11 protein-coding genes are annotated in these 12,841 nt (G+C 31.5%); 4 read left to right on the forward strand and 7 right to left on the reverse strand.

Translation table 11 applies throughout. From position 1 onward, the window contains the following. Positions 1 to 206 precede the first annotated feature (206 nt). Positions 207 to 830, forward strand: a complete 624-nt coding sequence (locus tag EM932_RS17685; RefSeq protein ID WP_135878537.1) for a LysE family transporter — start codon at positions 207 to 209, stop codon at positions 828 to 830. A gap of 79 nt (positions 831 to 909) precedes the next feature. Here the strand turns inward: EM932_RS17685 and EM932_RS17690 are convergent, their stop codons facing one another. Next, positions 910 to 1,704 (reverse strand): DUF2797 domain-containing protein, encoded by a 795-nt coding sequence (locus tag EM932_RS17690; protein ID WP_135878538.1) that lies wholly within the window; start codon positions 1,702 to 1,704, stop codon positions 910 to 912. Between the two features lie 42 nt (positions 1,705 to 1,746). Here EM932_RS17690 and EM932_RS17695 point away from each other — a divergent pair, with 42 nt between their 5' ends. The 3 genes from EM932_RS17695 to EM932_RS17705 all read left to right on the forward strand — a co-directional run bounded on the left by EM932_RS17695 (position 1,747) and on the right by EM932_RS17705 (position 6,897). Then, positions 1,747 to 3,270, forward strand: coding sequence for a GH3 auxin-responsive promoter family protein (locus EM932_RS17695; RefSeq protein ID WP_135878539.1), 1,524 nt, complete (start codon positions 1,747 to 1,749; stop codon positions 3,268 to 3,270). Between the two features lie 119 nt (positions 3,271 to 3,389). Then, positions 3,390 to 4,940, forward strand: a complete 1,551-nt coding sequence (locus tag EM932_RS17700) for an OmpA family protein (protein WP_135878540.1) — start codon at positions 3,390 to 3,392, stop codon at positions 4,938 to 4,940. 355 nt (positions 4,941 to 5,295) lie between these two features. After that, positions 5,296 to 6,897: an OmpA family protein gene (locus EM932_RS17705; RefSeq protein WP_170179842.1), complete on the forward strand. Its 1,602-nt coding sequence runs from the start codon at positions 5,296 to 5,298 to the stop codon at positions 6,895 to 6,897. A 247-nt stretch (positions 6,898 to 7,144) separates the two neighbouring features. Here EM932_RS17705 and clpX read toward each other — a convergent pair whose 3' ends face one another. The 6 genes from clpX to EM932_RS17735 all read right to left on the reverse strand — a co-directional run bounded on the left by clpX (position 7,145) and on the right by EM932_RS17735 (position 12,811). Further along, entirely contained in the window at positions 7,145 to 8,377 is a 1,233-nt protein-coding gene (gene clpX / locus EM932_RS17710; RefSeq protein ID WP_135878542.1) for an ATP-dependent Clp protease ATP-binding subunit ClpX, read from the reverse strand. A gap of 76 nt (positions 8,378 to 8,453) precedes the next feature. After that, complete coding sequence (clpP, locus tag EM932_RS17715; RefSeq protein WP_135878543.1) at positions 8,454 to 9,128, reverse strand: ATP-dependent Clp endopeptidase proteolytic subunit ClpP; 675 nt, start codon at positions 9,126 to 9,128, stop codon at positions 8,454 to 8,456. Positions 9,129 to 9,269: 141 nt separating this feature from the next. Then, positions 9,270 to 10,598 carry a trigger factor gene (tig, locus tag EM932_RS17720; RefSeq protein ID WP_135878544.1) on the reverse strand — a complete coding sequence of 443 codons (1,329 nt, stop codon included), beginning with the start codon at positions 10,596 to 10,598 and terminating at the stop codon, positions 9,270 to 9,272. Between the two features lie 140 nt (positions 10,599 to 10,738). Beyond that, positions 10,739 to 11,086: a phage holin family protein gene (locus EM932_RS17725; protein ID WP_135878545.1), complete on the reverse strand. Its 348-nt coding sequence runs from the start codon at positions 11,084 to 11,086 to the stop codon at positions 10,739 to 10,741. A gap of 124 nt (positions 11,087 to 11,210) precedes the next feature. After that, positions 11,211 to 11,975, reverse strand: a complete 765-nt coding sequence (locus EM932_RS17730) for an alpha/beta fold hydrolase (RefSeq protein WP_135878546.1) — start codon at positions 11,973 to 11,975, stop codon at positions 11,211 to 11,213. Between the two features lie 119 nt (positions 11,976 to 12,094). Further along, the gene (locus EM932_RS17735; protein ID WP_135878547.1) at positions 12,095 to 12,811 is read right to left on the reverse strand and encodes a pyridoxine 5'-phosphate synthase; all 717 of its coding nucleotides are present in this window, start codon (positions 12,809 to 12,811) and stop codon (positions 12,095 to 12,097) included. Positions 12,812 to 12,841: the final 30 nt, after the last annotated feature.

Raw genomic sequence — 12,841 nt, forward strand, 5'->3', positions numbered from 1 at the left:
CGAAACGTTGCGTGATTGAAAGTATTGATTGTTGTTCCATAATCATAATATAACCAATTTTTGCCATATTCTAGGAAATCGCCCCTTGAGGGGACTTTAGGGGTGTTTTTAATGTAACTAATTGAAAGTCAATGACTATCAAATCGAACTCACGTTATTTATTAAAACTTATGTAAGCTTTCAAGTCTAATCGCTACAAAAGCTTTATGGTTTTAGTTTATTTATTAATTGGCATCTTGGCTGCTATTCTTGGAGCGCTTCCTTTGGGAGCTTCTAACATTGCTGTTATTAATACAACCTTAAAACAAAATGCAAAAAAAGCTTTTAAAATTGCGATAGCGGCTGGAATTGCCGAAGTTATGCTATCATATTACGCCTTACATTGTAATGTAGTGGTAAAAGATTTTTTTATTAATAATTTATGGGTACAAATAATTGTGGCTTTACTTTTATTTGTTGCAGGTATATATCTATTCTTTAAAAAACAGTCTGAAAGTAAAACAAAAAAAAGAAAGATAACAGAATCTAAATATGCGACTGGTTTTTTTCTTGGCATATTAAATCCACCTGTTTTAGTTTATTGGGTCATTGCATTTGGCATCATAAACAATAATGATATCATGTTATCATTACAGTCATCATTCTCTGTATTATTTTTATTCTTTTGTGGAGTCTACTTAGGGAAGTTACTCACTCTATATTCTTATAGCAGGTTTAGCCTATTGATTAAAAATAAGGTTCGAGATATATCACTTATCTTCAATAAAGTAACTGGTATTTTATTGATTGTTATTGCTTTTGTGCAAGCAGTAAAGTTATATGTGGTTTAATCCATTCCTTTGTCTCCTGCCTTCGCAGGAATGACAAACCCATCATATTAATATAAACTCACATGTAATCCAACTCAATTTAATCAATCGAGATTCTAACTACCAGTCCCTCATTAGCACGAATATTAAAAACAATGTCGTCTTCAAAAATAAGATATTGCCCTTTTACACCAACCAATTTACCTGAATACTCTTGTTGTTTAACTATATTTAAACTTTTAGGTTTTTCAGGGTACTTATTCACAGGGAATTCTAAATTCGTCTCAGTGTTCGTTTCAATAAAATACGCTTTTGCCTCATCAGGAATATACTGCTTTAAGCGTTCACGCCACTCTATTAAATTTTCGTCTTCAATATCATTTTTAAGCATCTTTCTCCAATTTGTTTTATCTGCTACATAATCTTTTAATGCAACTTCAGTAATACCTGCTAAATAACGATTAGGCACTTCTATAATCTCAATAGCTTCGTGGGCTCCCTGGTCTATCCAACGTGTTGGTACCTGGCTTTTTCTTGTAACCCCTACTTTCACATTACTAGAGTTTGCTAAATACACAATATGTGGTTGCAATTGAGCACGTTTTTCAAACTCTAAATCTCGGTCTTCTTTGCCTAAATGTGCGGTACTTAACTCAGGACGCATAATCCAATCGGCTGCTTGGGGCACCTCATAAAAACACTGTTTATCAAATCCTTGTCTGTAAATAGGTTTATCTAAACCGCAGTTTAAACATTGATATTTTACAAATTGAATCGTTATGCTTTTATTCAATAACTGGTTCATGTTTAAAAAATCATTTTCAAACACCAGATAGTATTGAATTGGGTTAGCAAACTCCGTTTCCATTTTTGTTAAAACACCTTGGTAAGTCATAAAAAAAAGTATTATTTTTAAAATCTTAAAGATAAAATAATTATGCCAATACCTATAGTAAATTCGATTGCTTCTTGGTTCTTAAAAAAACGATTTCATCAAATAGAATTGTTTTTAAAATATCCTAATGAAGTGCAAAACGAATTACTATTAAGTCTTATAGATATAGCTAAAGACACCGAAATTGGCAGGAAATATGATTTTGCTTCTATAAAAAACTACAGAACATTTTCAGAACGTGTTCCTATTAAAAACTACGAAGGCTGGCAAGATGTTATTGAGCGTTCCCGAAAAGGTGAATCCAATATTTTTTGGCCCAGTCCTATAAAGTGGTTTGCAAAATCCAGTGGCACTACCAGAGCAAAAAGTAAGTTTATCCCAGTAAGTACAGAATCGCTTGAAGATTGTCATTACGCTGCTGGAAAAGATTTATTATGCATGTACCTTAATAATAATGAAGACTCACAATTATTTACTGGTAAGAGCTTACGCTTGGGAGGCAGTAAAGAATTATACAAAGAAAACGGTACTGTGTTTGGTGATTTATCGGCTATTTTAATTGACAATATGCCTTTTTGGGCAGAATTTAGTAGCACACCAAGTAACAGGGTCTCTTTAATGAGTGATTGGGAGCATAAAATGCAAGCCATTGTAGATGAAACTATAGATGAAAATGTAACAAGCCTTGCTGGTGTTCCCTCATGGATGCTCGTATTACTTAATAACGTTTTAGATACTACCAGAAAACAAAGTCTTCGTGATATATGGCCGAATTTAGAAGTCTATTTTCATGGTGGTGTTAGCTTTACACCTTATAAAGATCAGTACAAAAAAATTATTCCTGAAACCGATTTTAAATATTATGAGATTTATAATGCTTCAGAAGGTTTTTTCGCTATTCAAGATCAAAACAACTCTGATGAACTATTATTGATGCTTGATTATGGGATTTTCTATGAATTTATTCCTATGAATATTTATGCTACTTCTGAGGAAAGGGCGATACCTTTAAGTGACGTTCAGCTTAATAAAAATTACGCTGTAATAATTACTACAAATGCTGGGTTATGGCGTTATAAAATTGGTGACACTATTCGGTTTACCTCACTAAACCCCTACAGAATAAAAGTGTCTGGCAGAACCAAACATCATATTAATGTATTTGGTGAAGAACTTATTATTGAAAATGCCGAAAGTGCATTAAAAAAGGTATGTAAACGTACTAAAGCCGAAATTGTAGATTTTACTGCAGCCCCGATATTTATGAAAGGCAAAGAAAAAGGAGCTCATGAATGGCTTATTGAATTTAAAACACCTCCAAAAGACATCCATTATTTTAATGAGTTATTTGACAATGCTTTAAAGGCATTAAATTCTGACTACGAAGCGAAACGCTATAACAATTTAACACTTAACAAACCCAAAATTAATATAGCCAGAGAACATTTGTTTTATGATTGGTTAAAACAAAATAATAAACTGGGTGGGCAACATAAAATACCTCGACTTTCTAACACTCGGGATTATATAGATGAACTTCTAAGTTTAAACGAACATATTTTGTAGGTTTTTTACTAACGCAAAAGCACTTGAACGATTAATATTGTTTATCATCTTTAAAAATTATATTTTTAAAGTGTTTAAAACAAGTTTAATAGCATCACAAACCTACAACAGCCCCTCAGATGAAAACTTATTTTTTAATTATTTTATGCCTACAATCTATTTTTTTATTTACCCAACCTAGTATAGGAACCAATGGTTTTCAATTTGAAATTTCCGACACGGGTATTAATACTAAATTCTCAGAAATTGGATCTGGGTTTTTTAAAGAAAAACTTATCATGGTATCTTCTAAAAAAATTGGTGCCTTAGCCAAAATAGATCCCAATACAAATGAAGCCTACAAAGAATTATATTGTCTAGACACTTTGGGTAACGGAATTCTAGCCAATCCGTTGTTATTCTCAAGAATTTTAAATACAAACGATAGTGAAGGTCAAATTTCTTTCTCGCCAAATCAAAAAACTATCTACTACTCTAGAAGTAGCAAAACAAACTCTTTAGAGTTTAAACTTTACAAAGCTATTTTAGAAGAAGGTTCGCACGGCAATTGGGTTAACGAAGAGCTATTAAGTATTAACAGAGAAAACGTATCAATAGAAAACCCTTTTGTTAACGCTAAATGCGATAAGTTATATTTCTCTGCCAACATGCCTAATGCTATTGGTGGTTATGACATCTATGTTTCAGATATTAATCCTGATGGCACATTAAGCACTCCTAAAAATTTAGGTAAAAAAATAAATACATCTTTCGACGATAAGCACCCATATGTTTTTATGGATAATGCTTATTTATTCTTTTCCTCAAAAGGTCATGAGGGTATGGGAGGGTTTGATTTTTTTGCTAGTGAAATTTCAAAAGATGGTTATAAGACTCCTATAAATATGGGTAACACCATTAATTCGAGGTATGATGAGGTTGCTTATTTCAATGTAAACAAAAGTACGGGATATTTTTCATCAAATAGGCCAAACGGAAAAGGCGGTTTCGACATTTATTATTTTACTACTAATCATATCAAACAAACCGTTGAAGGTAAAATTTTAGATTTTAACACTAAAGAGGTATTACCAAATGCCATTGTTATTCTAAAAGATAGGAATCAAATAGAGATAGATCAATTAATAACAGGTAAAGATGGCACCTATAGGTTTGATGTTGCTCCATTGGAATCTTACACAATTACAACTAAAAAAAGTAACTTTAAAGATGGCTTATTTGATTTTGCATCGTATAGAAGTGAAACCACAACTTATAATAAGGATTTAGAAATAGCCGCCACAGACCCTGTTATAACAGAAGTAAATAATGAACTAAGAATTATATCTGAAAATATATATTTTGACTTTGCGAAACATGATATAAAAAAAGAGTCACATATTATCTTAAATAAAATAATAAAAGTACTTAACGATCACCCTAAAATAAAAATAGCAATTAACGCCCATACCGATAATAAAGGTTCTGATGCTTTTAACTTAAACTTATCCGAGAAACGAGCCAAATCAACTTTAAATTATTTAATTAAAAATGGCATTTCAAAAAATAGACTATCATCTAAAGGCTGTGGAGAAAGGAAACCATTAATTGATTGCAAAAACTCTTGTTCCAAAAAAGATTTACAAACTAATAGGCGTGTTGAATTTGTTATTTTAAATACTGCTCTATAAATACCTTAAATACAGTCTGTATTGAAAAACTATGTTAGAGTAATTAAACATTTAAAATCAGAAGGTTTCATTAGTACACAAAAAATCAGGTTAACTTCTACCCTTTTCTAAAAGGATATGAATTTCGAATATTCCAATTTCATTTATAACAAATTCAATCACAAATAGTTACGATCTATAATATTTAAAATCACTTAAGCATAGCATTAAATTTAAATTTTTTTTTGGATAAAATCTTCGATAAAGTAATTGGTAAACGAATTAAATAGCTATTCATCTAAGAAATTTTCAAAAAATGAGGTTCAGGATTACATTTAACACCCAACTAATTTTAATCTCTCTAATCCCTCTAAAGATGAAAACTAAATTATGTTTTTTCATTTTCCTTGTTTCTAATATTTTACTTAGTCAAGGACCTTCTAATTTAATAGCATCAAATAATTTTTCTTTTAACAATTCACGTTTATTATCAAACACCATTGATACTAATGGATTTGAGTTTGAACTTTTAGACGCTGGTGTTAACACTAAATATTCCGAAATTGGTTCTGGTTTTTTTAGAAACAAACTTATCATGGTATCTTCAAAAAAACTTGGTGGTTTAGCAAAAATAGACCCTAATACTAATGAGGCATATAAAGATTTATTTTGCTTAAATATTGATAAAAATGGAGCATTAAGCCTACCGCTTTTGTTTTCTAGAATACTAAACACAAGAGATAGCGAAGACCAATTAACATTCTCTCCAGATCAAAAAACAGTATACTATACTAGAAGTTCTAAAGAAAATTCTATGGAGTATAAGCTATACAAAGCTGTTTTAGAGGAAGACTCACATGGTAATTGGATTAATGAAGAACTGTTGAGCATTAACAAAGCAAATGTTTCAATAGAAAACCCTTTTATGAGTCCTAGAGGAGATAAATTATACTTCTCATCAAATATGCCGGAATCTATTGGTGGTTACGATCTATATGTTTCAAATATAAATACGGATGGTACTTTAAGTACTCCTGAAAATTTAGGAAGCTCTATTAATACACCTTCAGATGAAAAATATCCCTCTCTTTCTATAGATTCTAAATATTTATACTTCTCTTCAAAAGGACATAACAATATGGGCGGTTATGATCTTTTTACGAGTAAAATTTTAAGTAGTGGCTATAAGGCTCCTAGAAATATGGGTAATACCATTAATTCGAAGTATGATGAGGTTGCTTATTTCTTAGCTGCAAAAAACAAGGGGTATGTATCTTCAAACAGACCAAATGGAAAAGGAGGTTTTGATATTTACACAGCGACTAATGATGAAATAATTCAAACCATAAAGGGTAAAGTATTAGACTTAGAAACCAAAATAAAACTTCCTAATGTCTTAGTTATTTTAAAAGATGAAGAAGGTAATGAAATTTCAAGGCAACTAACTAAAGCTAATGCGACTTATAGCTTTAATGTTATTCCTTTTGAATCATATAGCATTACAACACTAAAGGACGGATTTAAAGATGGTGATTTTAAATTTGAAGCTACGAGAGGTTACAATACTTCTTATACTAGGGATTTAGAGTTACTCACTACCGAACCTGTAATAGCAAAAGTTGAAAACGAGATGAGAATTGTTTTAGAAAACATATATTTCGATTTTAATAAATGGGGAGTTAAAGAAGAATCTTTTATCTCTTTAAACAAAGTTGTTAAAGTGCTAAAGGAGCATCCTAAAATGAAATTAGTTATTAATGCGCACACTGATAACAAAGGTAGGGATTCTTATAACTTAAGCCTATCTAAAAAGCGTGCCGCATCTGCAGTAACTTATTTAATAAATAATGGTATTAGTAAAAATAGATTACAATCTAAAGGTTATGGTGAAGCTAAACCAAAAATTGATTGTAAAAATGATTGTACCAAAGAAAATCTACAAGCTAATAGACGTGTAGAGTTTGTAATTTTAGAATAACGAAAGCTTTCTCAATACGCTTTTAATTCCGATTAAATACAACCCCAAAAGTTTTTAAACGAGTATTTTGCCTAATCATCTAAAAGGCATAAAAAACCTTTGTGCATGATTTAATTAAGTATATTTTTAAAAAGTTTTTAGAAACACTGTGAAAATTTATCCATAATGTCTTTTATTAATTAACATCCATAAAAATAAAAAACCACGCTAAATAGCGTGGTTTTTTTATAGTGTTGTTACTTTACTTTTATGAAACTGCTTTTAGTTTCTTTAAAGTTGTTTTCGCTAATTTATCTTCGGCGTATACTTTAGTTACGTTTAATTTCTTCTCATTACTACTAGGTAACTCAAACATAGCGTCTGTTAATATTTCTTCACAAAGTGAACGTAACCCTCTTGCTCCTAATTTGTACTCAATAGCTTTATTCACAATAAAATCTAAAGCACCATCAGTTATAGCAAAATCAATTTCGTCCATAGTAAACAATTTCTTGTATTGCTTGATGATGGCATTCTTAGGCTCTGTCAAAATCGCTCTTAAAGTTTTAGCATCTAACGGATCCATATATGTAAGTACTGGCAAACGACCAATAATCTCTGGAATTAATCCAAAATCTTTTAAGTCTTTTGGAATAATATATTGCAGTAAATGATCTTGATCCACAACCTCATCAGACATCGAAGCACTATAACCTACTGCTTGCATATTCAAGCGTTTTGATATAACACGTTCAATACCATCAAAAGCACCACCTGCAATGAATAAAATATTTTCAGTGTTTACCTCTATAAATTTTTGATCTGGGTGTTTGCGTCCGCCTTTTGGCGGTACATTAACAACAGTCCCTTCTAGAAGTTTTAATAAGGCTTGTTGTACACCTTCCCCAGAAACATCACGAGTAATAGACGGGTTATCACTTTTACGAGCAATCTTATCTATCTCGTCAATAAAAACAATACCTTTTTCCGCCTTTTCTAAATTATAGTCTGCCGCTTGTAATAAACGCGTTAAAATACTCTCTACATCTTCACCAACGTAACCAGCCTCTGTTAAAACAGTTGCATCTACGATAGCTAATGGTACATTTAACATTCTGGCAATTGTTTTTGCCATTAAGGTTTTTCCTGTACCCGTTTGCCCTACCATGATAATATTACTCTTCTGAATTTCTATATCATCTTTAGTAGGTGGTTGTAATAAACGTTTATAATGGTTATACACAGCCACAGACATCACTTTTTTAGTCATGCCTTGCCCAATGATATACTCATCAAGAAATCCCTTAATTTGTTGGGGTTTACGGAGTTTTAACTCAGCAGATAAATCACTACTATCACTTTGCTTAGATTCTTCAATCACAATACCATGTGCCTGCTCTATACATCTATCACATATATGAGCATCTAAACCTGCTATTAACAAATTCGTTTCTGGTTTTTTTCTACCGCAAAACGAACATTCCAATTCTTCTTTTGCCATTAATCTATATCTGTTTTTTTGTGTAAATCACTATAAATCCCTCAATAACAATTAACTAAAATTACAAATTTTTTATTTAATTACGAGATAAAATCTCATCAATCATACCATATTCCTTGGCTTTATCGGCTTTCATCCAATAATCTCGATCACTGTCTTCATATACTTTGTCGTAATCTTGCCCTGAATGCTTACTTATAATTTTATAAAGTTCTTCTTTTAAAATTAATATCTCTCTAGCTGTAATTTCAATATCACTTGCTTGTCCTTGCGCACCTCCTAATGGTTGATGTATCATAACTCGTGAATGTGTTAAGCCACTGCGTTTACCTTTCTCTCCAGCACATAATAAAACAGCTCCCATAGAGGCTGCCATACCAGTACAAATAGTTGCAACATCTGGCTTTATAAACTGCATCGTATCATAAATTCCTAAACCTGCATAAACACTTCCCCCAGGAGAGTTAATATAAATTTGAATATCCTTTGAAGCATCTACACTTTCTAAAAACAGTAATTGTGCTTGTATAATATTCGCGACTTGATCATTAATGCCAGTACCCATAAAAATAATACGATCCATCATTAAACGAGAAAACACATCCATTGCAACAGCATTCATTTGGCGTTCTTCTATAATGTTTGGGGTTAACCCTGTTGGATACATACTACTAACAATTTTATTGTAATATGTACTACTAACACCTTGATCTTTTATCGCGAATTTTTCAAATTCTTTTGTGTAATCCATAGTCTTTTCAATATTTAATTCGATTAATTGCCTGATTTACATTTAAATGGCAAAAAATCTTTTAAAAAAAATTCTTTTTTTTGAATAAAAAACGCTTAAACCTATAGATTTAAGCGCTTAAATATAAGGAATTATATTTATTTACTTATCGCCGTAAACTTCTTTAACAAACTTTTCGTAGCTTAATTCTTTAACCTTAATATTAGCTTTTTCTTTGTAAACTGCTAATAATTTTTGACTAATTAATTGCTCTGAAATTCTGCGTGCTTCATCTTGATTTGATAATACTCGCGCAGCGATATCATCTAATTCTTTATCTGAAGGATTCATTTGACCAAATTGGGCCATTTGCCCTTTAATCATTTCTCTTGCATGATTTTTTATATCATCCATAGTTACTTGAACATCATTATCAGCAATAAGTTTTCCTTCAATTAATTGGTAGCGCAAACTCTTTTCTGATTTTTCGTACTCTTCCCTTGCCTGTACCTCATCCATTTCCTTTTCTCCGGCGGTTTGCATCCACTTTGTTAAAAACTCGGCAGGTAAATCGAACTTAGTATTTTCAACTAAATATTCTGTAACATCATTTAAAAGCTTCTGATCTGCTTGTTGCACAAATTGCTTTTCAGCATCTTCTTTTATCTTCGCTTTTAATTCGGTAACAGTGGTCACAGTATCTTTTCCAAAAAGCTTGTCAAACAACTCTTGATCTAAATCTGCTAACTCACGTTCATTAATCTCTGTAATTGTGAAATTCACTTCAATATCTAAACCATGTACTTCATCATGTCCTAATTTTAAAGCATGCATTAATTCATGCTCATCATCATAAAGGCCTTTGGTTTTTAGCGTAATAACATCATTTACTTTAGCACCTATAAATTGTTTTTCAGTTGCTTTTCCTTTAAATTTATCTAAAGTTAAAGTAACAGTATTTTCAATTTCTTTTTCTTCATTTTTATAAATTCCAGTAATTTCACTGTCTTTTACAACAACATCTTGAGAAACTAATTTTCCGTATTGCTTTTGAATACGTTCAATTTGCTCATCTATCATTTTATCATCAGCAACAATATTATATTGTGTGATTGCTTTTTTGCCTTTTAATTTCACTTCAAATTCTGGTGCTAAACCCAATTCAAATTCAAAAGAAAATCCATCAGCATCCCAGTTTATATCATCTTGTGGTTTTGGTAACGGCTGACCTAATACATCTAGCTTTTCTTCTGTAAGGTATTTGTTTAAAGCATCTTGCAATAACTTATTAACTTCATCTACTAAGACAGCTTTTCCGTATTGTTTTTTAACCATCCCCATTGGCACATGCCCTTTTCTAAAACCAGGAATATTTGCTGTTTTACGATAGTCTGTTAATATTTTTTCAACTTTATCGCTATAATCTTCTTTAGCGATATCTACTTTCACAACAGCATTTAATGCATCAACGTTTTCTCTTGTAATATTCATTTTAAATCATATAAAGCCTTATATCAGGCATTTAACAATAAAGTCTTCTTTTAAAAACTAAAATTTATGTAACCAAAATTGGGATGCAAAAATATAACATTTTTACATCCCAGCAAAGTTTTTAACCGCTTGATTCAAAGCTATTTTTTATCGTCTTTTAAAAGCGAATGAAGTATGGATTGCAAAACAGAAAGTAGTATACTAAACAACACAGCAATCCAAATACTATTTACAGAAAAACCGTCTATTAATTTATCGGCTAATAAAATAATTAATGCATTAATTATTAATAAAAACAGACCTAATGTGACTATAGTTATTGGCAAAGTTAGAATCACCAAAACAGGTTTGACAAACAGGTTTAACACGGACAATACAACAGCTACTATAATGGCTGTTATATAACCATCTACATGTACCCCATTTAAAAAATGCGCTATTACAAATACAGCTATAGCGTTTAAGAGAAGTTTTGTTATGAGTTTCATCTACTTATATTTATTATTTATATCTATCAGACATCATTCGCATAGTAAATGTTTCACTGGTGATTAATTTTTTTTAATTATTCTAAATTCATTGTTCTAGAATTAAACTAAATATACAAAAAAATCACTCGATAAACTGCACAACAGCCTCAAAAAAATCTTTGGGGTTTTCGGCATGCAACCAGTGCCCCGAATTAGAAATAGTAGCAATTTCAACTTTGGTAAAATGATTAGAAATAATCCTTTCATCCTCTACACCAATATATTCTGATCTGTCTCCGCGTAAAAACAAAGTATCTTTTTCAAATTTAGCATGACTTGGCAATGCTTCACCCACTTCACCTACTTCTTCTTTTAAAACTTCTAAATTTACACGTAATGCTAATTTACCTTTTTCAATCCAATATAGATTTTTTAGTAAGAATTGACGTGTTCCAAAATCAGACACATAATCACTTAACATCTTATCTGCCTCTCCTCGACTCTTAATAGTATCAAAGTCTAATGCAGCCAACCCTTCTAAAATGGTATCGTGATGAACTGGATAAAAACGCGGAGAAATATCTGCCACAATTAACTTCGAAACGATTTCCGGGTATTGAGTTGCAAATAACATAGCCGTCTTTCCTCCCATAGAGTGTCCCAATAATATGATATCGGTAAGATTATGAGTATCACAATAATGTTTTAAATCTTCAGCAAGTACTTCATAATTAAAATTATTATCCCAAAAACTACGTCCGTGATTACGTTGGTCTACTAAATGAACTTGAAAACCTTGTTCACTAAATTGACGACCAAGTGTTTTCCAATTATCACTCATTCCCAAAAAGCCATGAAGGATAACAAATGGCTGCCCTTCCCCTATTATATTTGAATGTAATACCATAATCCTTCCTTAATCCCTCCAAAGGAGGGAAATTATTGCGTGATTATTCACTTGTTTTAATGCCCTATTTAATTCCTTATGTTTCAGCAGAGTTTCTTTCCCTTTGGGAAAGATTAAGATTAGGACTTTAATTTGCCTAAATACATTTGAATAACATTCTCTACTCCTAAATACAGACTCTCGGCTATTAAAGCATGTCCAATAGAGACTTCTAATAAATCCGGAATATTCTTTTTAAAGAATTCAATATTCTCTAAAGACAAATCGTGCCCTGCATTTATACCTAGTCCCAAATTGTTAGCCAATTCAGCACTTTTAACATAGGGCGTTACAGCATCTTTATTACCCAAGCTATATTGATGTGCAAAAGCTTCAGTATATAATTCAATTCTATCTGTTCCTGTAGCTTTAGCACCTTCAATTTGCTCTAAAACAGGATCTACAAAAATAGAAGTTCTTATTCCGTTTTGTTGAAACTCCTTAATAATATCAACTAGAAAATCTTTATGCTTTATGGTATCCCAACCAGCATTACTAGTAATGGCATCAACAGCATCCGGCACTAATGTAACCTGCGTTGGTTTTACATTTAATACTAATTCAACAAAAGAACTTACGGGGTTTCCTTCAATATTATACTCAGTATATACTTCAAATTTTAAATCGCGGGCATCCTGGTAACGGATATGCCGTTCATCTGGCCTTGGGTGAATTGTTACACCTTCTGCTCCAAAACGTTGCACATCTTTTGCAAATTGAACTACATTTGGCACATCACCTCCTCTGGAATTCCTTAATGTAGCAATCTTGTTAATATTTACACTTAACTTGGTCATGTATGAATTTTAAAAAGCAAAAATACAAAG

Origin of the sequence: Flavivirga rizhaonensis (assembly GCF_004791695.1) — a bacterium.
Classification (GTDB): domain Bacteria; phylum Bacteroidota; class Bacteroidia; order Flavobacteriales; family Flavobacteriaceae; genus Flavivirga; species Flavivirga rizhaonensis.